Annotated in this window: 16 protein-coding genes; 2 read left to right on the plus strand and 14 right to left on the minus strand. The window is 72.4% G+C overall.

What is annotated here, in order from left to right:
• Positions 1–23: 23 nt before the first annotated feature.
• Together M8H82_RS16860 and M8H82_RS16865 are read right to left on the minus strand one after the other, a co-directional pair.
• Positions 24–3,026: an EAL domain-containing protein gene (locus tag M8H82_RS16860; RefSeq protein ID WP_250074730.1), complete on the minus strand. Its 3,003-nt coding sequence runs from the start codon at positions 3,024–3,026 to the stop codon at positions 24–26.
• 390 nt (positions 3,027–3,416) lie between these two features.
• On the minus strand, positions 3,417–4,391 hold the full coding sequence (locus tag M8H82_RS16865; protein ID WP_250074732.1) for a 2-hydroxyacid dehydrogenase: 975 nt from the start codon (positions 4,389–4,391) through the stop codon (positions 3,417–3,419).
• A 76-nt stretch (positions 4,392–4,467) separates the two neighbouring features.
• On the opposite strand from M8H82_RS16865, the gene M8H82_RS16870 reads away from it, so the two are divergent.
• Together M8H82_RS16870 and M8H82_RS16875 are read left to right on the plus strand one after the other, a co-directional pair.
• Positions 4,468–5,466: an aldo/keto reductase gene (locus tag M8H82_RS16870; protein ID WP_250074734.1), complete on the plus strand. Its 999-nt coding sequence runs from the start codon at positions 4,468–4,470 to the stop codon at positions 5,464–5,466.
• Between the two features lie 103 nt (positions 5,467–5,569).
• Positions 5,570–6,742, plus strand: coding sequence for a sorbosone dehydrogenase family protein (locus M8H82_RS16875; RefSeq protein ID WP_250074736.1), 1,173 nt, complete (start codon positions 5,570–5,572; stop codon positions 6,740–6,742).
• A gap of 5 nt (positions 6,743–6,747) precedes the next feature.
• Here the strand turns inward: M8H82_RS16875 and M8H82_RS16880 are convergent, their stop codons facing one another.
• From M8H82_RS16880 to ligA, 12 genes are all read right to left on the minus strand, one after another.
• On the minus strand, positions 6,748–9,807 hold the full coding sequence (locus M8H82_RS16880; protein ID WP_250074738.1) for a helix-turn-helix transcriptional regulator: 3,060 nt from the start codon (positions 9,805–9,807) through the stop codon (positions 6,748–6,750).
• 65 nt (positions 9,808–9,872) lie between these two features.
• Positions 9,873–10,058, minus strand: a complete 186-nt coding sequence (locus M8H82_RS16885) for a hypothetical protein (protein WP_250074741.1) — start codon at positions 10,056–10,058, stop codon at positions 9,873–9,875.
• Between the two features lie 188 nt (positions 10,059–10,246).
• Positions 10,247–10,789 carry a hypothetical protein gene (locus tag M8H82_RS16890; protein WP_250074743.1) on the minus strand — a complete coding sequence of 181 codons (543 nt, stop codon included), beginning with the start codon at positions 10,787–10,789 and terminating at the stop codon, positions 10,247–10,249.
• 35 nt (positions 10,790–10,824) lie between these two features.
• Positions 10,825–11,400 carry a GNAT family N-acetyltransferase gene (locus M8H82_RS16895; RefSeq protein ID WP_250074744.1) on the minus strand — a complete coding sequence of 192 codons (576 nt, stop codon included), beginning with the start codon at positions 11,398–11,400 and terminating at the stop codon, positions 10,825–10,827.
• Positions 11,378–13,621 (minus strand): MMPL family transporter, encoded by a 2,244-nt coding sequence (locus tag M8H82_RS16900; RefSeq protein WP_250074747.1) that lies wholly within the window; start codon positions 13,619–13,621, stop codon positions 11,378–11,380. Before M8H82_RS16900 ends, M8H82_RS16895 begins: the two co-directional genes overlap by 23 nt.
• 194 nt (positions 13,622–13,815) lie before the next feature.
• On the minus strand, positions 13,816–14,118 hold the full coding sequence (locus M8H82_RS16905) for a hypothetical protein (RefSeq protein ID WP_250074749.1): 303 nt from the start codon (positions 14,116–14,118) through the stop codon (positions 13,816–13,818).
• Between the two features lie 120 nt (positions 14,119–14,238).
• On the minus strand, positions 14,239–15,756 hold the full coding sequence (gene gatB / locus M8H82_RS16910; RefSeq protein WP_250074830.1) for an Asp-tRNA(Asn)/Glu-tRNA(Gln) amidotransferase subunit GatB: 1,518 nt from the start codon (positions 15,754–15,756) through the stop codon (positions 14,239–14,241).
• Positions 15,757–15,768: 12 nt separating this feature from the next.
• On the minus strand, positions 15,769–16,008 hold the full coding sequence (locus M8H82_RS16915; protein ID WP_086601598.1) for a hypothetical protein: 240 nt from the start codon (positions 16,006–16,008) through the stop codon (positions 15,769–15,771).
• Positions 16,005–17,498, minus strand: a complete 1,494-nt coding sequence (gene gatA, locus M8H82_RS16920) for an Asp-tRNA(Asn)/Glu-tRNA(Gln) amidotransferase subunit GatA (RefSeq protein ID WP_250074751.1) — start codon at positions 17,496–17,498, stop codon at positions 16,005–16,007. Before gatA ends, M8H82_RS16915 begins: the two co-directional genes overlap by 4 nt.
• Positions 17,499–17,502: 4 nt before the next feature.
• The gene (gene gatC / locus M8H82_RS16925) at positions 17,503–17,799 is read right to left on the minus strand and encodes an Asp-tRNA(Asn)/Glu-tRNA(Gln) amidotransferase subunit GatC (protein WP_007384860.1); all 297 of its coding nucleotides are present in this window, start codon (positions 17,797–17,799) and stop codon (positions 17,503–17,505) included.
• Positions 17,800–17,967: 168 nt separating this feature from the next.
• Complete coding sequence (locus M8H82_RS16930; protein WP_250074753.1) at positions 17,968–20,187, minus strand: bifunctional diguanylate cyclase/phosphodiesterase; 2,220 nt, start codon at positions 20,185–20,187, stop codon at positions 17,968–17,970.
• A 267-nt stretch (positions 20,188–20,454) separates the two neighbouring features.
• Positions 20,455–22,644 (minus strand): NAD-dependent DNA ligase LigA, encoded by a 2,190-nt coding sequence (gene ligA / locus M8H82_RS16935; RefSeq protein WP_250074756.1) that lies wholly within the window; start codon positions 22,642–22,644, stop codon positions 20,455–20,457.
• Positions 22,645–22,654: the final 10 nt, after the last annotated feature.

Genomic DNA, 22,654 nt, shown 5'->3' on the forward strand with positions numbered 1-22,654 from the left:
CTCCCCCCGGCACGCACCGTGTGTCAAGGTGGTGGGACGGGAGTCTCATTATGTGAGCGAAGGGCGCCGCCGCCTCCCAGAACAGCGGGCACGCCCCGGCCCTGCGGCTCCCGCACCCCGGCGAACGCCGGCTCCCCCGGCCCGTGCGGGACCGGGTAGTGGCCGGATCCGAGCGCCCGGCGCAGCCGGTACTCGTCCAGCGGGCCCGAGAACGCCATGCCCAGGCCATGGGTGCAGCCCATCGCCCGCAGCGCCACCACCTGCTCGGGCAGGTCCACGCCCTCGGCCACGGACTGGAGCCCCAGGTCGCCGGCGATCCGCAGCAGCCCGCTGGTGATCTTGTGCAGCCGCGCGGACTCCACGACCCCCTCGACCAGGCCGCGGTCCACCTTGAGCACGTCCACGGGCAGCCTGCGCAGCGCGGTGATCGCCGCACAGCCGCTGCCGAAGCCGTCCAGCGCGATCCGCACGCCCAGTCTGCGCAGCGCGCCGAGGCGGCGCTCCAGCTCGTCCAGCGAGCCCCGGACGTCGGTGTCGGCCAGCTCGAGCACCAGGGAGCCCGACGGCAGCCGGTGCCGGGTGAGCAGGGCCGCGATCGAGTCGGGCGGCATCGAGCGGTCCAGCAGCCGGCGCGCGCTGATCCGGACGGCCACCGGCACCGAGAGCCCCGCCGCGGCGCGCTCGGCGGCCTGCTCGACGGCCTCCTCCAGCATCCAGCGGCCCAGCTCGGCGGTCTTGTCGCTGTCCTCGGCGACCCGCAGGAACTCGGCGGGCGTGAACAGCACGCCTTGCGAGGACCGCCAGCGCGCCTGGGCGGCGACCGACGCGATCCGCCCGTCCTGCAAGGACACCACCGGCTGGTGCAGCAGCGCGAACTCGCCGTCGTGCAGCGCGGCCCGCAGTCGCGTGGCCAGCTCGGCCTTGCGTACGACGTCCTGCTGCATCTGCGGCTTGTACAGCTCCACCCGGCCCTTCCCGGACGCCTTGGCCCGGTACATCGCGAGGTCGGCGTTGCGCAGCAGCTCGCCCGCGCCCAGGCCCGGCTCGGCGAACGCGACGCCGATGGAGGCGGCGACCCGGACATCGTTGCCGTCGATGACGTACGGCTGCGACAGCGTGACCCTGAGGCGGTCGGCGAGCTCCAGGATGTGCCGTTCGCGGGCGGACCGGTCACGGGTGCCGTCCCCGACGATGAGCGCGGCGAACTCGTCGCCGCCGAGCCGGGAGGCGGTGTCCCCGTGCCGGACCGCCTCCTGGAGCCTGCGGGCGGCCTGTACGAGCAGTTCGTCGCCGGCCTGGTGCCCGATGGTGTCGTTGACGGCCTTGAAGCCGTCCAGGTCGATGAAGAGGACGGCCGTGCCGCGCAGGGCGGCGCCCCGGTCGGAGGCGCGGCGGCCGGACAGGGCCTGCTGCACGCGCTTGGTGAACAGGGCGCGGTTGGGCAGGTCGGTGAGCGGGTCGTGCTCGGCGTTGTGCTGGAGCTGCGCCTGCAGGCGCACGCGCTCGGTCACGTCCCGGCTGTTGAAGATGAGGCCGCCGTGGTGGCGGTTGACGGTGGACTCCACGTTCAGCCAGCCGCCGTCGCCGGAGCGGAACCGGCACTCGATGCGCGTGGTGGGTTCCTCGTGCGGGCTGGCGGCGAGGAAGCGGCGCACCTCGTGCACCACGCAGCCCAGGTCCTCCGGGTGGATGAGGTTCGCCAGTTCGGTGCCCACCAGCTCCTCCGCGGGGCGGCCGTAGACGCCGGCCGCGGCCGGGGAGACGTAGCGGAGGATGCCGTTCGGTGCGGCGATCATGATGACGTCGCTGGAGCCCTGCACCAGGGAGCGGAAGTGGTTCTCCTTCTGCGCCAGTTCCTGGGTGAGGGTGATGTTGTCGAGCAGCATGATGCCCTGGCGGACCACGAGGGCGAGCACGACGGTGCCGCCGGTGATGAGCACGACGCGGTCGACGCTGCGGCCGTTGAGGACGTTGTAGAGGATCCCCAGCGTGCAGACGGCGGCGGCGAGGTAGGGCGTGAGGGCGGCCAGCGAGCCGGCGATCGGCCGGGCCGCCGGGAACCGGCTGTGATCACCTCCCTGCGGGGGCAGGTGGTGGTGACCGCCGCCGCCCCGCTGTCCGGGCAGGTGCTCGTGCACCACGCGCGTGTACCCCTCGCCCTCGTGCCGCTCCGCGTCGCCGCCCCGGGGGGCGGCCCAGGGGGCGTAGGCGAGCAGCAGCGAGCCGGCGAACCAGCCCGCGTCGAGGAGCTGGCCGGAGCGGTAGTTGTTGTGCATCAGCGGCGAGGTGAACAGGGCGTCGCACATCACGGTCAGGGCGAGTGCCCCGATCGCGGTGTTCACCGCCGTGCGGTTCACCGACGAGCGCCGGAAGTGCAGCGCCAGCACCATGCTGACCAGCGCGATGTCCAGCAGCGGGTAGGCCAGCGACAGCGCGGTGTGCGCCACGCTCGTCGCCTCGGACTCGGCGGCGGTCTGGGCGAGGGCGAGGCTCCACGACAGCGTCAGCAGGGAGCCGCCGATCAGCCAGGCGTCGAGGCCGAGGCAGACCCAGCCGGCCCGGGTCACCGGGCGCTTGGCGAGCACCAGCAGTCCCACGATGGCGGGCGGGGCGAAGCAGAGGAAGAACCCGTCCGCGTAGCTGGGGCTCGGCACGGGCCGTTCGAGGACGACCTCGTACCACCCCCAGACGAGGTTGCCGAGGGAGGCCATCACCGAGGAGAGGCCGAACAGCAGCCAGGCCGGCCGGAAGCGGATCCGGCGGCTGCGGGCGTACAGGAAGCAGGAGACCGCGGCGGCGCCGGCCGCGGCGCTCAGCCCGAAGTCACCCATGATCAGCGCGAGTTCGGCCGAACCCCAGCCGAGCGCGGAACCGAGGGCGTATCCCGCGCAGACCAGGGCCAGGACGAGTTGGGGGACCATGCCGGCCCCGCCGCCGGTGGACGGCAGGCGGGGCAGCGCCCCCGACGAAGGATGGGCCCGCAACGCTCCGTTGAGGGTCGTCGTGGGAGGCGGCGGCGAGCTCACCGGTCCCTCCCGGTCCGCGCCGCTCCCGGGTCCCTCGGGTCCCGGTGCGCTGGATGGGCATGCCTGCGGCGGCTGCTGTGCCTGCGGTGATGGCTGTGGTGACCGCCCTGACTGCCGTGGTGGCCGCGTCGGCGCGCGGCCGTGCGCCAGGGTCGCCGCCGGCGGCCCCGCCGCGTCGGATCGTTGGTCCATAGGCCGTGCATCGCCCGTCGCCCCCCTCACAGTCTGCAATGTCCATCCCCGGCGCCGAACGGTGCGCGGCGCAGCCCCTGTCGGGACGATACACCAGTCTCGTCACTCAGGGACATAGGTTCTCTACGCTCCGTGACGACCAGCGGGGATGCGGGCACGGACCGCGTCCGGAAGGTTGCGGAGGGTACCCGAACCGGGTTACGTGGCTGTCGCGTTGGTCAACGGGCCGCTGTCAGCGCCCGTCGTAAGGATCACGTTTCGCAGCGGCTCCCGGTTCACGAAACGGCTCAACTGGTCCACCAGCAGCCGCTTGGCGCGGGGCAGGAAGGCGGACGTCGGGCCACCGACGTGCGGAGTGATGAGCACGCCGGGAGCCTGCCACAGCGGGTGGCCCGGGGGCAGCGGTTCGGGGTCGGTGACGTCGAGGGCCGCGGTGATGCGCCCGCTCTCCAGTTCGGCGAGGAGGGCCTTGGTGTCGACGACGCCGCCGCGCGCGACGTTCACCAGCAGCGCCCCGTCCTTCATCCGGGCCAGGAAGTCGGCGTCGGCCAGGTGCCGCGTGGTCTCGGTGAGCGGGGTGGAGAGCACGACGACGTCCGCCTCCGGGAGCAGGGCGGGCAGCCGGGTGAGTGGATGCACCGGCCCGCGCTCCGTAGTGCGCTCGGAGCGCGCGACGCGCGCCACCCGCGCGAGCTCGAACGGCGCGAGCCGGTCCTCGATGGCGGCGCCGATCGAGCCGTAGCCCACGATGAGGACGGTCTTGTCGGCGAGGGCGGGCCGGAAGCCGCCGCGCCACTCCCCCTCGTCCTGGGCCCGCACGAAGCCGGGGATGCCGCGCAGCGAGGCCAGGATCAGCGCGAGGGTGAGCTCGGCGGTGCTCGCCTCGTGCACCCCGCGCGCGTTGCAGAGCCGGACGCCCGCACGCAGATGCCGCAGTCCGGGCTCGACGTGATCGATGCCGGCGGACAGCGTCTGCACGACCTCGACGGAGCTCATCACGGGCAGCGGGCGCTGTCCGAGTCCCGGCGGCTTCATGTAGGGGACGACGTAGAAGGCGCACGCGGCGGGGTCCGCGGGATAGTCCTCGGCGCCGTCCCAGAAGCGGTAGTCCGGCCCCTCGGGGAGCCCTTCGATCTCGTCCGGCGGGATGGGAAGCCACACGTCAGCAGTCATGCTCCGGAGGCTATGTCAGGTCCCCGGCACGGCAGAGGTTAGGTTGGGGTGGCGGAAGAGGGAGGGTCACGGGCAGGTGGAGCGCAGGACGATCGGCGCGGCGGCGCTCGCGGTGGGGGCTGTCGGACTCGGGTGCATGCCGATGAGCTGGGCGTACAGCGGATCACGGCAGCGCGGTGACGAGTCGCTGCGGGCCGTGCACCGGGCGCTCGATCTGGGCTCGACGCTGCTGGACACGGCCGACATGTACGGCCCGTTCACCAACGAGCTGTTGCTGGGGCGGGTGTTGAAGGAGCGCCGGCCGGACGCCTTCGTGTCGACGAAGGTCGGGCTGCTGGTCGGCGAGCAGCACATCGTGGCCAACGGCCGCCCCGGGTACGTGAAGCGGGCGTGCGACGCGTCGCTGCGGCGACTCCAGACGGACGTGATCGACCTGTACCAGCTGCACCGGGCCGATCCCGAGGTGCCGGTCGAGGAGACCTGGGGGGCGATGGCGGACCTCGTCCGGGCCGGGAAGGTACGGGCGTTGGGCATGTGCGCGGTGGGTGCGCGCGGCGGTCGCCGCTCCGGGGGCCGCCTGCACGACACCACGCTCCGGCAGTTGCGGCGGATGCAGCAGGTCTTCCCGGTGAGCGTGGTGCAGGCGGAGCTGTCGGTGTGGTCGCCGGAGGCGCTGGAGTCCCTCCTGCCGTGGTGCGAGGCGCGCGGCATCGGCTTCCTGGCGGCGATGCCGCTGGGCAACGGCTTCCTCACCGGCACGCTGACGCCGGGCGAGGGCTTCGAACCGGACGACGTGCGCGCCCGCCATCCCCGCTTCACGGCGGAGATGATGGCGGCCAACCAGCCGATCGTGGTCGGTCTGCGCCGCATCGCCCGCCGCCACGGGGAGGACGTCACCCCGGCGCAGGTGGCGCTGGCGTGGGTACTGGCGCAGGGACGGCACGTGGTGCCGGTGCCCGGGGCGAAGCGGGAGCGGTGGGTCACCCAGAACGCCGGGGCGGCACGGCTGCGGCTCACGGCGGAGGATCTGGCGGAGATCGGGGCGCTGCCCGGGGCGCGCGGGTCCTGGGACTGAGACCGGCGGTTGCCGGGCGGTCTTGGTGCGGGAATCATTGATCGGGAACCTGTGGGGCGCGAGCGGTGTATGACAAGGAGAAGCCGCCCGCGTCGAAGGGACCATGATCGTGCAACGTCGAGCTGTGTCGGCCGTACTGGCCGCGGCCGCGCTCCTGCTGACGGCCGGGTGTTCCTCCGACGGCGAAGGGGGCTCGTCCGGCGCGGGTGACGGCGCGGCGTCGAGCGGTGCGGCCTCCCAGGCACCGCCGTCGTCCCGGGCGACGGATGACACCCCGCCCGCCGAGGGATCGGCCAAGGTGGTGCGGACGGTCGCCGAGGGTCTGAAGAGCCCGTGGGGCCTGGCCCCGCTGCCGGACGGCGACCTGCTGGTCTCCTCGCGTGACGAGGGCACGATCACCCGGGTCGACACCGAGACCGGCAAGAAGACCGAGGTGGGCGAGGTGCCCGGGGTGTCCCCGGCCGGAGAGGGCGGCCTGATGGGCCTCGCGCTCTCCCCGGACTACGCCTCGGACCACATGGTCTACGCGTACTTCACCTCGGCCTCGGACAACCGCATCGTCCGGATGCTGGTCGACGAGGACAAGCCGGCCGGTGAGCAACTGGGCGCCCCGGACACGATCTTCAGGGGCATCCCCAAGGGCTTCATCCACAACGGTGGCCGGATCGCCTTCGGCCCCGACAAGATGCTGTACGCGGGCACGGGCGAGAGCGGTGAGGAGGGTCTGTCGCAGGACAAGGAGTCCCTGGGCGGCAAGATCCTGCGGATGACCCCGGAGGGCGAACCGGCGCCGGGCAACCCCTTCCCCGACTCCCCGGTGTACTCCTACGGCCACCGCAATGTGCAGGGCCTGGCCTGGGACACCGAACAGCGCCTGTTCGCCGCGGAGTTCGGCCAGAACACCTGGGACGAGCTGAACGCGATCAAGCCCGGTGACAACTACGGCTGGCCGGAGGCCGAGGGCGAGTCGGACGACCCGGCGTTCCGCAGTCCGATAGCCCAGTGGTCGACGGACGAGGCCTCCCCCAGCGGCATCGCCTACGCTGAGGGCTCGGTCTGGATGGCGGGCCTGAGGGGCGAGCGTCTGTGGCGCGTCCCCCTGAAGGGCACCGAGGCCGCGGCCGACCCGCAGTCCTTCCTGGAGGGCGACTACGGCCGGCTGCGCACGGTGGTCGCGGCGGGCGGCGACAAGCTGTGGGTGACGACGAGCAACACCGACGGACGGGGCTCACCCAAGGGCGCGGACGACAGGATCGTGGAGGTGCAGGTCTCCTAGCTAAGCTAGGCGGCGCCGCCCACCCGCTCCCCGTCCTCCGTCCGGAACAGCCCCATCCGGTGCGCCAGCGCCGCGGCCTCGCCGCGCCCGGCGACGCCCAGCTTGGCGAGGATGTTGGAGACATGGACGCTGGCCGTCTTCGGGGAGATGAAGAGTTCCTCGGCGATCTGGCGGTTGGTGCGACCGGCGGTGACCAGGCGCAGGACGTCCCGTTCGCGGCTGGTCAGGCCGAGGGTGTCGGCGGTGGGGCGGGGCTCGTCGGGCCTGAGGGGGAGGCGCGCTCGCCGGGCGAGCGAGGCGACCTCGTCGGCCAGGGGGCGGGCGCCCAGGTGGTCGGCGACGGCGTGGGCGAGGCGGAGGAGTTCCTCCGCCGAGGCGCGGTCATCCTCGCCGCCCGCCACCAGGGTCTCGGCGAGCCGGTGGCGGACGCGGGCGAGGTCGTAGGGCCGCTGGAGCTGCTCGAAGGCGGTGACCACCGACGACCACAGGTCGCGGGGCGCCCGGCCCTCGGCGCGGTGGAGTTCCGCGCGGACCCACTGGTCGTGGGCGTGCCAGATGGGGGCGTCGGTGGTGAGGGTCTTCACCGCCTCGAAGAGGCGCTCCAGGATGCCGGCCCGGCCCTCGTCGGCTGCGGGGAGGTCCCGGGCGTCGGCCTCGGCGGTGGCGGCGGCCAGCAGCAGGGGCCAGGCGTAGCGCTGGGTGCCGGGCTGGAAGCCGGCGTCGAGGACGCGCGTGAGTTCGGCGCGGGCGTCCAGGATGCGGCCCTCGGCGGCCGCGAGGGCTATCGCGAGCCGGGACAGGGGCAGGTCGTTCTGCGGCATGGGGTCGTGGGTGCCGTAGGCGAGGCGGCCGTCGGCCAGGTGCCGGGCGGCCTCGTCCAGGTGCCCCCGGGCCAGTGCGATCTGGGCCAGGCAGTGGGCGGCGCAGCCGCGCGGCTTGGCGACCTGGCCCACCCGCTGGGCGGCGAGCGCGGCCTCCGCTCCGTCGTCCCAGTGGCCCAGGGAGATCAGCGCCTCGGCGAGATTGGCCCAGATCCAGGCCTCCGAGTCGCGCAGGCCCCGGTCCTGGGTGAGCCGCAGGCCCTCGCGCAGGATGCCGACCGCGTCCTTGGAGCGGCCGATGCCTTCGAGGACGGACGCCAGGTTGATGTGGCTGCGGCCGAGCACGGACGGCAGTCCGAGCGGCAGCGCCTGCTCCCGGACCTCGTACATCTGGGCGAGTCCGGTCTCGATGTCCCCGGCGTCGACGAGCAGCACCCCGAGGGTGAGGCGGGCGTTCAGTTCGATGTCGGAGGCGCCCACCATGCGCGCGTACTCGACGGCGCGCTCGGCGGCGGTCATGGCGTCCGGGCCCGGTGCCCGGACCATGGCCCAGGCGGCCGCGGTGGCCAGCACGTCGGCGTGCACCTCGGACGGCGGCAGGCCCCGGACCAGTTCCTGGGCGGTGCCGATCTCCTGCCAGCCGTCGCCGCGGGCCTGGGCCTGGACCAGCCGGGAGCGCTGGATCCAGAACCAGGCGGCCCGCAGGGGGTCGTCCTCGCCGTCCAGCAGATGCAGCGCCCGCTTGGTGATCTTCAGCGCGCGTTCCCGTTCCCCGCACAGCCGTCCGGCGACGGCGGCCTCGGCCATCAGGTCGAGATAGCGCAGGGGTGCGGTGGCGGGGTCGCAGCCGCAGGGCGGGTAGACCTCGGTGTAGTCGACGGGGCGCAGGGTGGCCCGTACGTCCTCGGGCGCGGAGTCCCACAGCTCCATCGCGCGTTCCAGGAGCCGCAGTTGTTCGGAGTAGGCGTGCCGGCGGCGGGCCGTGACGGAGGCGTCCAGGACGGCGGGCAGGGCCTTGGCGGGGTCGTGGGCGTGGTACCAGTAGCTGGCCAGGCGCATGACGCGTTCGTCGGCGGGGACCAGGCTCGGATCGGCCTGGAGGGCCTCGGCGTAGGCGCGGTTGAGGCGGGAGCGCTCGCCGGGCAGCAGGTCGTCGCTGACCGCCTCGCGGACCAGGGAGTGCCGGAAGCGGTAGCCGTCGCCGCCGGGCGCGGCGCTCAGGATGTTGGCGTTGACGGCGGCCCGCAGCGCCTCCAGGAGATCGTCCTCGGCGAGCCGGGCGACGGCCGCGAGCAGCCGGTACTCCACGGTGGAGCCGCCCTCGGCGACGATCCGGGCGACCCGCTGGGCGGACTCGGGAAGGGCCTCGACCCGCACGAGGAGCAGATCGCGCAGGGAGTCGGTGAGTCCGGTGCAGCAGCCCTCGTGGGCGGCGACGGCGAGTTCCTCGACGAAGAAGGCGTTGCCGTCGGAGCGTTCGAAGATCTCGTCGACCTGGGCCGGGTCGGGTTCGGCGGCGAGGATGCCGGCCATCTGGCGGCCCACCTCGGCGCGGCTGAACCGGGCGAGCTCGATCCGGCGGACCGTGCGCAGCCGGTCGAGTTCGGCGAGCAGGGGGCGCAGCGGATGGCGGCGGTGGATGTCGTCGGAGCGGTAGGTGGCGAGGACGACCAGGCGGCCGGTGCGCAGGGTGCGCAGCAGGTAGGCCAGCAGGTGGCGGGTGGAGGCGTCGGCCCAGTGCAGGTCCTCCAGGACGAGGACGACCGTGCGGTCGGCGGAGACGCGTTCCAGCAGCCGGGCGGTGAGTTCGAAGAGGCGGGCCATGCCGTTCTCGTCGTGCCGCTGGGAGCCGGTCTCGCCGAGTTCGGGCAGCAGCCGGGCCAGTTCCTCCTCCTGGCCCGCCGCGGCGGCGGCGAGTTCGGCGGGGAGTTCGTGGCGCAGGGCGCGCAGGGCGGTGGAAAAGGGCGCGAAGGGCAGCCCGTCGGCGCCGATCTCCACGCAGCCGCCGAGGGCGACGACGGCTCCCGCGCGGGCGGCGCGGTTGGCGAACTCCTCGACGAGGCGGGTCTTGCCGACGCCGGCCTCGCCGCCGAGGAGCAGGGCCTGGGGCTCTCCCCCGGTGCCGAAGGCCTGGGAGATTCCCCCGGCTTCGGCACGGGCGAGCGCGTCGTTCAGGATCTGCACCTCGTCGGCACGACCGACGAACACCGGGCTGACGGACTGGTTCTCCACGGGCCAGAGCATTGCACGCGGCCCTGACAGCACGGCACCGGTTTTCGTGGGGCGCCCCGGCGCCGGTCCCCCGGTTCTCACGCGGTGCGGGTGGTCCGGAGCCGGCCGAGACGGGAGGTATGCACCTCGCCCTCGGCGGCCTGGCGGGCCGCTTCCCGGCGGGCGGCGCGGCGGCCGCGGACGACCTCACGGACCAGGCGGTCGTTCTGGGCCTCGCGCATGAGGTCGGCGGTGCGGATGCGGTACAGCTCGTGCTCGAACATCGTGTCCCCTTGGGAGAGTTGGTCTCGCTTGTTGCGATGCCTCAACTCTCGTCTCCCAGGGGGGTCCGCCACATCGGGAGAGTTCCGCATCTTCGGCCGCGCCCGGGGCCTTAGAAGCGGGTGAGGGGCCTCAGATGCTCCGTAAGGTGCTCACGGACGCTCTAAGACCCCTCAGGACCTGCGGTGACTCAGCCGGTGGAGGGCAGGCCGAGCAGGACGTCGGTGTACTTCAGTACGGCCATCAGCAGGCCGATCACACCGAGGGCGACGCCGCCCCAGGCGACCGACTTGATCCACAGGGGCTGCGGCTTGCCGGGAACGCCGAAGGCGGGCCGGGCCAGCACCACGACGCCGACGATCAGGGCGATGAGCGCGAACAGGCCCGCCCACAGGGCGGTGGTCCGCCAGGCGTCGCCGTAGACCTGCTCGACCTGCTGGGCGACCGTCGCGCTGGTGGAGGTCTCCAGCTGGCCGATGAGGGTCTCGCGCGCGGCGGCGACCGTACCGATCCAGCCACCCGTCAGGGAGACCAGGCCGAGCCCCGCGGAGACGACGGCTCCGGCGCCCTGCCCGACGAAGGAGGAGGACCCCGCAGGCGCCTCCTCCTCGGTCCCGTCGGCGGCGGCCTCGGCCTCCGTCACCTCATCCGTCACTTCGTCGTCGGGCTCGGTGGCCTCCACGGCCTCCGGCTCCTCGGCTGTCTTCGTCACGTCCACTGTCTTCGTTCCCATGTCTCGCACCGTACGGAGGCTGTCTGAGAGGTTTCTTAATGATCCGTGTGAGCGGTACGCGCGCGTGCCTGCGCCCACTCGGCGGCGAGGATCGCCCACACCTCGGTGTCGTGGCGGACGCCCCGGTGCGGATAGTTCTGCCGCAGGACGCCCTCCCGGGTCATGCCGAGCCGCCGCGCCACGGCGATGCTGGGTTCGTTGGCCGCCGCCGCGTGCCACTCCACGCGGTGCATGCCGCGCGCGCCGAACGCCCAGTCCAGGAGCGTCCGCATCGCGCGGGTGACGAGTCCGCGTCCGGTCGCGGCCGGTTCCAGCCAGCACCCGACCTCGCAGTTGCGGCTCTCGGCGTCGAAGTTCAGGAAGAGCACCCCGCCGACCAGCTTGCCGTCCAGCCACAGCCCGTGCAGGGACCCGGTGTCGGCGGCCCGCATGTCGGCGTACCGCTGCAGGACCTCACGCGCACCGGCGGTGTCCCCGGCCTTCGAGCCGAACGGGACGTACTGGTTGATGAAGTCCCGGCCGCGCTCCAGGTGCGCGAGGAACTCCTCGGCGTGCCAGGGCTCCAGAGGACGCAGTTCGGCGCCGTCGTCACCCAGCGATATCGCGTACATCCTGCCGCTGCTCCTTCGCCAGTACGTCCGCCACCTCGGCGTCCGTCGCAGCGGCCAGCCTCTCATGGGCGGCGCGCGCCTCGGGCGGCTCGATGCTGATGCGGGGCAGCCGGGCGTCCAGCCAGCGCGGCAGCCACCAGTTGGCGCCGCCGAGCAGGTGCATCAGGGCGGGCACGAGCAGGGTGCGCAGGACGAAGGCGTCCAGGGCGACGGCGGCGGCGAGCGCGATGCCGAACATGGCGATCACCCGGTCGCCGCTGAGCACGAAGGCGAGGAAGACCGAGATCATGATGACCGCGGCGGAGTTGATCACCCGGCTGGTCTCGGCGAGGCCGATCCGTACGGCCCGCCGGTTGTCGCCGGTCTCCAGCCATTCCTCGTACATCCGGCTGACCAAAAACACCTGGTAGTCCATGGAGAGCCCGAAGAGCACGGACACCATGATCACCGGGAGGAAGGGCTCGATCGGCCCGGCGCGGCCGAGCCCGAGCAGCTCGCTCCCCCAGCCCCACTGGAAGACGGCGACGACGACGCCGAAGGACGCGGCGACGGCGGCGATGTTCATCGCGGCGGCCTTCAGCGGGATGCCGATGGACCGGAAGGCGAGCAGGAGCAGCAGACAGCCGAGTCCGACGACGACGCCCACGAACAGGGGCAGCTTGCCGACGATGACGTCGGCGAAGTCGTCGTAGCCGGCCGTCACCCCGCCGACCTGCACATCGAGCGAGGTGCCGGTCTCCGCGCGCGGGAGCACCTCGGAGCGGAGCCGCTCGACGAGGTCGCTGGTGGAACGGGACTGCGGCGCGGACTCGGGGACGAGCGTGAGGTACGCGGTGTCGCCGGTCGCGTTGAAGGTCACCGGGGTCACCGCGGCGACGCCCTCGGTGCCGCGCAGGGTGGCGTCGAGGCTGTCCAGGGCGAGCTTGTCGTCGCCGCCGTCGACCTGGGTCACCAGGGTCAGCGGGCCGTTGACGCCGGGGCCGAAGCCGTCGGCGAGGAGGTCGTAGGCCTGCCGGGTGGTGGCGGTGTCGGGGTTGTTGCCCTGGTCGGAGGTGCCCAGGCGCAGCGAGAGGGTGGGCAGGGCGAGGATCGTGATGACGACCAGGGCGAGGGCGCCGAGCAGCTTGGGGTGGCGCTCCACGAACGCCGACCAGCGGGCGGCGAACCCGGTCGGCAGCTCGGGTTCGGGCCCGTGCTCGGCGAGCCTGCGCCGCTCACGGCGGCTGAGGGCGCGCAGGCCGATGAAGGACAGCAGGGCGGGCAGCAGGGTCACGGAGGCCGCGACGGTGAGCACCACGGTCAGGGAGGCCGCGACGGCGACGCCGTTGAGGAAGTTCAGCCGCAGGATCAGCATGCCCAGCAGGGCGATGCAAACGGTGGCACCCGCGAACACGACCGCCCGTCCGGTGGTCGCGACGGCCTCGGTGATCGACTCGGTGACGTCCAGTCCGCGCTTCAGGCCGCGCCGGTGCCGGGTGACGATGAACAGCGCGTAGTCGATGCCGACGCCGAGCCCGACCAGCATGCCGAGCATGGGCGCGAAGTCGGCGACGGTCATGACGTGCCCGAGCAGCACGGTCCCGGCGTAGGCGGTGCCGACGCTGACCAGGGCGGTGGCGATGGGCAGCACGGAGGCGGCGAGCGAGCCGAAGGCGAGGAAGAGGACGACCGCGGCGACGGCCACGCCGACCACCTCGGCCAGGTGCCCGCCGGAGGACTCGGTGAGCCCGATCGCGGTGCCGCCGAGCTCCACCCGCAGGCCGTCGGCCTCGGCCCCCTCGGCGGTGTCGACGACCGCCCGGGCCTCGGCGCGGTCGATGTTCTCGGCCCGGTCCTCGAAGGTGACCGTGGCGTAGGCGGTCCGTCCGTCCTCGCTGACCTGGGCCGCGCCGGGGCCGTCGTAGGGGCCGGCCACGGAGGCCACGCCGGGCAGGTCGGCGATCTCCTCCAGGGTGCGGCTCATCGTCTGCTGGACGTCGGCGGCGCGGACGGTGCCGGCGTCGGTGTGCCAGACCACGGTGTCGCTGTCGCCGCCGAGACCCCGGAAGCCGTCCTCGAGGAGCTGGGTGGCGCGGCCGGACTCGGTGCCCGCGACCTCGTAGTCGTTGGAGTACGCGGTGCCCGCGGCGACGGCCGCCGCGCCCACTCCCCCGAGGGCGAGAAGCCACAGCAGGACGGCGAGAAGGCGGCGCTGGACACACCAGCGGGCGAGGGCTGCCACGAAACGTGCTCCCAGGGGTGCGATTTATGGATCTTTGACCGGGAACAGCGGTTCATGTGGTGAACAACCCGCAAAGAACGCATGAGCAATGCGAGGACCACTCTTACAGGCGAAAGTGATCGTTTGATGCGTTCGTGTGCTTATTCACAGGAATGGGAGAGGGATCACAGGACAGTAACGGCGGCTCTGTCAGGTCAGTCGAACTGGTCCCCGAACGCCATCACGGTCACCCCGGCGATCAGCAGCCACAGCGCCCGCCGGGTGCGGCCCCGGGAGCCGAGGTGGGCGGCGAGGCCGCAGACGGCGGCGCCGAGGGCGTAGGCGGCCGGGACGAGCGGCGGGGCGGAGCCGGTGGCGCGGAGTGTCGAAGCGGCGAGTCCGGCCAGGGCCAGCAGCGCACCGGCCGCGGCCGCCGTCCAGCGGGCCCGCCGGGCGTCGTGCACCTCGTGGGCCTCGGCTATGTCCGCGGGGTTCTCGGAATCGGGGCGTCCACTCATGGCGGGCGAGCGTAGCGGGTCCCGCCGAGGCCACGGGTGCGGGGTCCGCCCGGCCCGGGACGCACTCAGGGGGATGCATCGGCTGCGATGCATCCCCCCGGGGCTCGGGAAACGGGACCGTCAGCCCTCGCTGACGCCCAGCTTCTCCAGGATCAGCTCCTTGACGCGCGCCGCGTCGGCCTGACCGCGGGTCGCCTTCATGACGGCGCCGACCAGGGCACCGGCCGCGGCCACCTTGCCACCGCGGATCTTGTCCGCGATGCCCGGGTTGCCGGCGATGGCCTCCTCGACGGCCGTGGTCAGGGCGCCCTCGTCGGAGACGACCTTCAGACCGCGCTTGTCGACGACCTCGTCCGGGGTCCCCTCGCCCGCGAGGACGCCCTCGATGACCTGACGGGCCAGCTTGTCGTTCAGGTCACCCTTGGCGACGAGCTCGGTGACCCGGGCGACCTGCGCCGGGGTGATCGCCAGCTCGTCGAGCGAGGTGCCCGACTCGTTGGCGCTGCGGGCCAGTTCGCCCATCCACCACTTGCGGGCGGAGGCGGCGTCGGCACCGGCGTCGATGGTGGCGACGATCGGGTCCAGCGCACCGGCGTTGAGGATCGACTGCATGTCGGTGGCGGAGATCCCCCATTCCTCGCGCAGCCGGTTGCGGCGTACCAGCGGCAGCTCCGGCAGCACGGCGCGGATCTCCTCGACCCACTCGCGGGACGGGGCGACCGGCACCAGGTCGGGCTCCGGGAAGTACCGGTAGTCCTCGGCCTCCTCCTTCACGCGGCCCGAGGTCGTGGACCCCGTGTCCTCGTGGAAGTGGCGGGTCTCCTGGATGATCGTGCCGCCGGAGGACAGCACGGCCGCGTGGCGCTGGATCTCGAAACGGGCCGCACGCTCCACGGACCGCAGCGAGTTGACGTTCTTCGTCTCGGACCGCGTGCCGAACTTCTCGCGGCCGTGCGGGCGCAGCGACAGGTTCACGTCGCAGCGCATCTGGCCCATCTCCATCCGGGCCTCGGAGACACCGAGCGCCCGGATGAGCTCGCGCAGTTCACGGACGTACGCCCGCGCGACCTCGGGAGCACGCTCGCCCGCACCCTCGATCGGCTTGGTGACGATCTCGATGAGCGGGATGCCGGCGCGGTTGTAGTCCAGCAGCGAGTGCGAGGCGCCGTGGATGCGGCCGGTGGCACCGCCGACGTGCGTCGACTTGCCGGTGTCCTCCTCCATGTGGGCGCGCTCGATCTCCACGCGGAAGGTCTCGCCGTCCTCCAGCTGCACGTCGAGGTAGCCGTTGAAGGCGATCGGCTCGTCGTACTGGGAGGTCTGGAAGTTCTTCGGCATGTCCGGATAGAAGTAGTTCTTCCGGGCGAAGCGGCACCACTCGGCGATCTCGCAGTTCAGCGCGAGACCGATCTTGATGGCGGACTCGACGCCGGTCGCGTTGACGACCGGGAGCGCGCCGGGCATGCCGAGGCAGACCGGGCAGGTCTGGGTGTTCGGGTCGGCACCGAGCGCGGTCGAACAGCCGCAGAACATCTTGGTCTTGGTGCCGAGTTCGACATGGACCTCGAGGCCCATGACGGGGTCGTACGACGCCAGCGCGTCTTCGTACGACACCAGGTCGGTCGTGGTGGTCACGATGAAACTTCCCTCTCAGCCCAGCAGGACGTCGTCGTCGCCCAGCCGCTTCAGCTCGCGGTAGAGAATGGCCAGGTTGGTGACGACCGCGGCACCGGTCACGACGGCGTCGAGCAGCCGCAGCGTGTCGTTGTCGCCGCGGGCCTTCTTGATCTGCTTGTAGACGCCTACGGCACCGAAGGCCGACGTGGCCATCGAGATGTACAGACCGGACTTGGAGCTCTTGAAGCCCTTGGCCTTGGACAGTGCGCTCACAGCGACGGAGCCTCCTCGATCAGCGGGTGGCCCCACTTTTCCACGAAGGCGGCCTCGACGGCGGCGCCGACCTTGTAGAGGCGTTCGTCCTTCATGACCGGGGCGATGATCTGCAGTCCGACCGGGAGGTTGTCCTCCGGGGCGAGGCCGCACGGCAGGGACATGGCCGCGTTGCCCGCCAGGTTGGTCGGGATGGTGCACAGGTCGGCGAGGTACATGGCCATCGGGTCGTCGGCGCGCTCGCCGATCGCGAAGGCGGTGGTCGGGGTCGTCGGGGAGACGATCACGTCGACCTGCTCGAACGCCTTGTCGAAGTCCTGCTTGATGAGCGTGCGGACCTTCTGGGCGCTGCCGTAGTAGGCGTCGTAGTAGCCGCTCGACAGGGCGTACGTGCCGAGCATGATGCGGCGCTTGACCTCGGGGCCGAAGCCCGCCTCACGGGTGAGGGAGGTGACCTCCTCGGCGGAGTGCGTGCCGTCGTCGCCGCTGCGCAGGCCGTAGCGCAGGCCGTCGAAGCGGGCGAGGTTGGAGGAGCACTCCGAGGGCGCGATCAGGTAGTACGCGGAGAGCGCGAGGTCGAAGGAGGGGCAGTCCAGCTCGACGATCTCGGCGCCCAGCTCCTTGAGCAGGGCGACGGACTCGTCGAAGCGCTGGATGACACCGGCCTGGTAGCCCTCGCCGCGGAACTGCTTGACGACGCCGACGCGCATGCCCTCGACGCTGCCGTTGCGGGCGGCCTCGACGACCGGCGGGACCGGGGCGTCGATGGAGGTGGAGTCCAGCGGGTCGTGCCCGGCGATGACCTCGTGCAGCAGGGCCGCGTCCAGGACCGTACGGGCGCAGGGGCCGCCCTGGTCGAGGGAGGAGGAGAAGGCGACCATGCCGTAGCGGGAGACCGCGCCGTACGTCGGCTTCACGCCGACCGTGCCGGTGACGGCGGCCGGCTGGCGGATGGAGCCGCCGGTGTCGGTGCCGATGGCGAGCGGGGCCATGTGCGCGGCCAGCGCGGCGGAGGAGCCGCCACCGGAACCACCGGGGATCTTGGTCAGGTCCCAGGGGTTGCCGGTCGGGCCGTAGGCGCTGTTCTCGGTGGAGGACCCCATGGCGAACTCGTCCATGTTGGTCTTGCCGAGGATGACGACGTCGGCGGCCTTGAGGCGCTTGGTGAGGGTGGCGTCGTACGGCGGGATCCAGCCCTCGAGGATCTTCGAGCCGACGGTCGTCGGGATGCCCTCGGTGGTGAAGATGTCCTTGAGCGCGAGCGGTACGCCCGCCAGCGGGCCGAGCTTCTCGCCGCGCTCCCGCTTCTCGTCGACGGCACGGGCCTGGGCCAGCGCGCCCTCGCGGTCGACGTGCAGGAAGGCGTGCACCTTCTCGTCGACGGCCTCGATGCGCGCGAGGTGGGCCTCGGTGACCTGGACCGCGGTGAGCTCGCCGGAGGCGATCCTGGCGGCGGTCTCGGCGGCCGTGAGCTTGATGATGTCCGTCATGCGATTAGTCCTCCCCCAGGATCTGCGGCACCTTGAAACGCTGCTGCTCCTGGGCCGGGGCGCCGGAGAGCGCCTGCTCGGGGGTGAGCGACGGACGGACCTCGTCCGCCCGCATGACGTTGGTCAGCGGGAGCGGGTGCGAGGTCGGCGGTACGTCTTGGTCGGCGACCTCACTGACGCGGGCGACCGCGCCGATGATGTCGTCCAGCTGTCCCGCGAAGTGCTCGAGCTCTTCGGGCTTCAGCTCCAGACGCGCCAGCCGGGCGAGGTGGGCGACCTCCTCGCGCGTGATGCCAGGCATGCAGCGATCCTCTGGGTGAGAGTGTGTGGTGTGGCCCCAATCCTATGGGGCGGGGGGCCGTGCCGGTGAAACGGTTTCGGCAGCGCCCCGGACGGGCCGCGGGGAACCGCCCGACCAGCCACGCGAACCGCAGCCGCAGCAGGCGACGAGGCACCCGTTGCGAACGCGCTAGTCGGCCGCCGGCAGAGCCGCGCGCGGGCGCTGCCATCCCCGGGACCCGCGGGCCAGCAGCCACGCCGTCGTCTCCTCGGGGGGCATCGCGGCGGCCACCAGCCAGCCCTGTACGGCGTCGCAGCCCAGGTCGCGCAGCCGCTCCCAGGTCTCGTCGTCCTCGACGCCCTCGGCGACGACCAGCAGGCCGAGCGAGTGGGCGAGGTCCACCGTGCAGCGCACGATCGCGGCGTCCTGGGTGTCGATGGCCAGCCGGGCCACGAACGAGCGGTCGATCTTCAGCTCGCTCACCGGGAGCCGCCTGAGGTGCACGAGGGACGAGTACCCCGTGCCGAAGTCGTCCAGGGACATCTTCACGCCGTGCCCGGTCAGTCCCGCGAGGGTGTCGGCGGCGCGCTGCGGGTCCTCCAGGAGGACGTGCTCGGTTATCTCCAGCTGGAGCGCTCCCGCGGGGACGCCGTGCCGGGCGAGCCGGGCGGCGACCGATCCGGCGAAGCCCGGGGTGTGCACGTCGCGGGGCGAGACGTTGACGGCGACGGGGACGAACAGGCCCTGCGCCCGCCACTTGGCGACCTGCCCGAGCGCCGTGTCCAGCACGTACTCGGTCAGGTAGGGCATCAGCCCGGAGGACTCGGCGATGGCTATGAACTCGTCCGGCGGCACCCTCCCGCGCTCCGGGTGCACCCAGCGGACCAGCGCCTCCAGGCCGGCCACCTGGCCGTCGAAGCGGACCTTGGGCTGGTAGTGCAGCTCCACCTCGTGCGCGTCCAGTGCCCGGCGCAGATCGCCGAGGAGGCCGAGGCGGTCCGGGGTGTTGGAGTCCCGCTTGGACTCGTACACCTCCACGCCGGTGCGGTCCCGCTTCGCCTGGTACATCGCCACGTCCGCGCGGCGCAGCAGGCCCTCGGCGTCCAGGGCGTGGTCGGGGAAGACGGCGACGCCGGCACTGGCCTCCAGGACCAGGGTGAGGCCGTCCAGGTCGAGCGGGGAGCTGAGGTCGGCGACCAGACTGCGGGCGACCCGGGTCGCGGACGTCGTGGAGTCGGCGACCGGCAGTAAGACGGCGAACTCGTCGCCGCCCAGGCGGGCGGCCTCGGCCCCGCGGGGCAGAGCCAGCCGGAGCCGGTCGGCTATCTGCAGCAGCAGCCGGTCACCGGCGAGATGACCGAGGGTGTCGTTGACCGAGCGGAACCGGTCCAGGTCGATCAGCATCAGTGCGGACCGGGCGCCGATCCGCTCGGCGTCGTCGAGGGCGGTCCAGATCCGCTCCAGCAGCCACTGCCGGTTGGGCAGTCCGGTCAGCGGGTCACGCAGCTGCTCCTCGGCGCGTGCCCGGGCTATCCACAGGGTGGAGTCGAGGGCGATCAGCGGGATGGCGAACAGCGGCAGCAGCACCGGCTTGGCCATGGCGACGACACAGACCAGCGGGGCGATGCCGAGCAGGGCGACCGCGACCAGGCCCTGTCTGACCAGGGCGGTGCGGGCGACGGTGGGCAGTCCGCCCGCGCGCGGGGCGTGGAGGTACCACAGCAGGGTGCGGCTGACCGCGAGGTAGGCGACGGCGACCAGCACCACCTCGGGGGCGGTGTAGAAGGTCCAGGTGTCCGGGTTCCAGGGGTTCTCGACGGACGGCACCCGGCCGAACGCGGCGAGCACCAGGGCCCCGGCGGCGATGCCGAGGATGTCCACCGCGCCGTGCAGGACGCCCTGCCGCCAGCAGTGGCGGCGGGCTATGCCGACCAGGACGACGACGGTGAGGCTGACCATGCCGGCGGGCAGCCAGCCGAAGAGCATCAGCACGGCGAGGGTGAGGGCGGCGCCGGAGCCGGTGCCGCCCCACCAGCGGGCCCGCCCGAGGGCGACGAGGTGGCCGACGATGATGCCGGTGAGCACCGCCAGCGACCAGCCGGCGGTGCCGGACGGGAAGAGGGCGTGGCCGGCGGTGAAGGCGCGGTAGAACCCGGCGCCGAGCACGAAGCCGGCGGCGGCGACGACGCCCGCGGGCAGCGGGGGCCAGGACAGGGGCCGTTCGGCCTCGCTCCCCGGCAGGCCGTGGACGCGCTCGGCGGTGAGCTGGGCGGCGCCGGGGCCGGGCGCCCCGCCGGGCGGTACCGTGCCGGGCCGCCCGGTCGACCACCCGGACCAGCGGCTCGTCCACCAGGTGCCGGTGACCCGGCGCAGCCGTGAATCCGGGGCGGCGCTCTCGGTCGGTTCCATTCCCGTCCCTCTCACAGCCGGCGGTGCCCACGCCACGCGGCCCATGGCCCGACGACCGGGCGGCACCGCGCTGGAAAACCCTTCCCCCGGCTCATCATGAGCAAGGGAATGCCCCGACCGCAGCTGGGCACGGCAGGCGCACATCTCAACAGTAGGCCGCAGAAGGCTTCCACGGGCAGCGGTCGTCGACGGTTGCCCGAATGCGCCCCGGCCACCCGTATGCATCTGATATGCGCCGATCGGGTGGTCTTCAACCGCCGCGGCCCCTTACTCCTCGGTCGGAAGCGCGACGTCGGCCGCCGCCTCGGGGCCCTGTTCCAGCAGGACGCCGAAGCCGTCCTCGTTCAGAACAGGCACCTTGAGCTGCATCGCCTTGTCGTATTTCGAACCAGGACTGTCCCCCACCACCACGAAGGACGTCTTCTTCGAGACCGAACCGGTCACCTTCGCTCCGCGGGTCTGCAGCGCCTCCTTGGCGCCGTCCCGGGTGAAGCGCTCCAGGGTGCCGGTCACCACCACGGTCAGCCCTTCGAGCGGGCGCGGGCCCTGATCCTCGCCGGCCTCCTCCTCCATGCGGACACCGGCCGCCCGCCACTTGCGGAGGATCTCCTGGTGCCACTCCTCGGCGAACCACTCCTTGAGGGAGGCGGCGATGATCGCGCCGACGCCGTCGGTGGCCGCCAGCTCCTCCTCACTCGCCTGCTCGATCCGCTCGATCGAGCGGAATTCACGGGCCAGCGCCTCCGCCGCGACCGGGCCCACATGACGGATCGACAGGCCCGTGAGGACCCGGGCGAGCGGGCGCTCCTTGGCCGCCTGGATGTTCTCCAGCATGGCAAGCGCGTTCTTCTTGGCCTCGCCCAGCTGGTTGGCGAAGACCCGGGCGACCTTCTCCTCACCGGTCTTCGGGTCCCGCTTGGGCAGGCCGCTGTCCTGGTCGAGGACGTACGCCTTGATGGGCAGCAGCCGCTCGATGGTGAGGTCGAACAGATCGCCCTCGTCGGCCAGCGGCGGGTCCTCGGGCTCCAGCGGCTTGGTGAGGGCGGCCGCGGCGACGTACCCGAAGTGCTCGATGTCCAGCGACTTGCGGCCCGCCAGGTAGAACAGGCGCTCGCGCAGCTGGGCCGGGCAGGTGCGCGCGTTCGGGCAGCGCAGGTCGACGTCGCCCTCCTTCATGGGCCGCAGCGCCGTACCGCACTCGGGGCACTCGCTCGGCATCACGAACTCGCGCTCGCTGCCGTCGCGCAGGTCGACGACCGGGCCGAGGATCTCCGGAATGACGTCACCGGCCTTGCGCAGCACCACGGTGTCGCCGATGAGCACGCCCTTGGCCTTGACCACGTCCTGGTTGTGCAGGGTGGCGAACTCGACCTCCGAGCCGGCCACCGTCACCGGCTCGACCTGGGCGTACGGCGTGATCCGGCCCGTACGGCCCACGCCCACCCGGATGTTGACCAGCTTGGTGTTGACCTCCTCCGGCGCGTACTTGTACGCGATGGCCCAGCGCGGGGCGCGCGAGGTGGAGCCGAGGCGGCCCTGCAGCGGGATCTCGTCGAGCTTGACGACGACCCCGTCGATCTCGTGCTCCACCGAGTGCCGGTTCTCGCCGTAGTGGGCGATGAACTCCCGGACGCCGTCGAGGTCACCGACCACCTTGTTGTGCCGGGACGTGGGCAGGCCCCACGTCTTGAGCAGGTCGTAGGCCTGGGACAGGCGGGTGAGACCGTCGCCGCCCTCCAGGGCGCCGATGCCGTGGACGACCATGTGCAGCGGGCGGGTGGCGGTGACCCGCGGGTCCTTCTGGCGCAGCGAACCGGCGGCGGCGTTGCGCGGGTTGGCGAAGGGCTTGTCGCCGGCCTCCACCAGCCGGGCGTTGAGCTCCTCGAACTTCTCCATCGGGAAGTAGACCTCGCCGCGGATCTCGACGAGGTCCGGGAGGCCGTCACCGGTCAGCCGGTCCGGGATCTCCGCGATCGTGCGGACGTTGGGCGTGATGTCCTCGCCCGTGCGGCCGTCGCCCCGGGTCGCCGCGCGGGTGAGCCGGCCGTGCTCGTACGTCAGGTTCACGGCGAGGCCGTCGACCTTCAGCTCGCACAGGAAGTGGTACGCGGAGGTGCCGACGTCCTTGTGGACGCGCTCGGCCCAGGCGGCGAGCTCCAGGTCGTCGAAGGCGTTGTCCAGCGAGAGCATGCGCTGCCGGTGCTGGACGGCGGTGAACTCCGTCTCGTACGCCCCCGCGACCTTCTGGGTCGGCGAGTCCGGGGTGCGCAGCTCCGGGTACTCCTCCTCCAGCGCCTCCAGCGAGCGCAGGAGCTTGTCGAACTCCGCGTCGCTGACGACGGGAGCGTCCTTCACGTAGTACCGGAAGCGGTGCTCCTCGATCTGCTCAGCGAGCTTGGCGTGCTTGTCCCGCGCCTCCGCGGGCACCGTCGTCTCCGCTTGCTTGTCGCCGGCCACCGTGTTGTCC

Origin of the sequence: Streptomyces sp. YS415 (assembly GCF_023544665.1) — a bacterium.
In the GTDB taxonomy this organism is placed as follows: Bacteria; Actinomycetota; Actinomycetes; order Streptomycetales; family Streptomycetaceae; genus Streptomyces.

Coding starts and splice junctions, on each gene's coding strand:
- M8H82_RS16875 (WP_250074736.1), top strand. CDS start 5,570: ATGATCGTGCAACGTCGAGCTGTGTCGGCCGTACTGGCCGCGGCCGCG.
- gatA (WP_250074751.1), bottom strand. CDS start 17,498: ATGACGGACATCATCAAGCTCACGGCCGCCGAGACCGCCGCCAGGATC.
- M8H82_RS16905 (WP_250074749.1), bottom strand. CDS start 14,118: ATGAGTGGACGCCCCGATTCCGAGAACCCCGCGGACATAGCCGAGGCC.
- M8H82_RS16895 (WP_250074744.1), bottom strand. CDS start 11,400: ATGTACGCGATATCGCTGGGTGACGACGGCGCCGAACTGCGTCCTCTG.
- gatC (WP_007384860.1), bottom strand. CDS start 17,799: ATGCCTGGCATCACGCGCGAGGAGGTCGCCCACCTCGCCCGGCTGGCG.
- M8H82_RS16930 (WP_250074753.1), bottom strand. CDS start 20,187: ATGGAACCGACCGAGAGCGCCGCCCCGGATTCACGGCTGCGCCGGGTC.
- M8H82_RS16880 (WP_250074738.1), bottom strand. CDS start 9,807: ATGCTCTGGCCCGTGGAGAACCAGTCCGTCAGCCCGGTGTTCGTCGGT.
- M8H82_RS16885 (WP_250074741.1), bottom strand. CDS start 10,058: ATGTTCGAGCACGAGCTGTACCGCATCCGCACCGCCGACCTCATGCGC.
- M8H82_RS16865 (WP_250074732.1), bottom strand. CDS start 4,391: ATGACTGCTGACGTGTGGCTTCCCATCCCGCCGGACGAGATCGAAGGG.
- M8H82_RS16890 (WP_250074743.1), bottom strand. CDS start 10,789: ATGGGAACGAAGACAGTGGACGTGACGAAGACAGCCGAGGAGCCGGAG.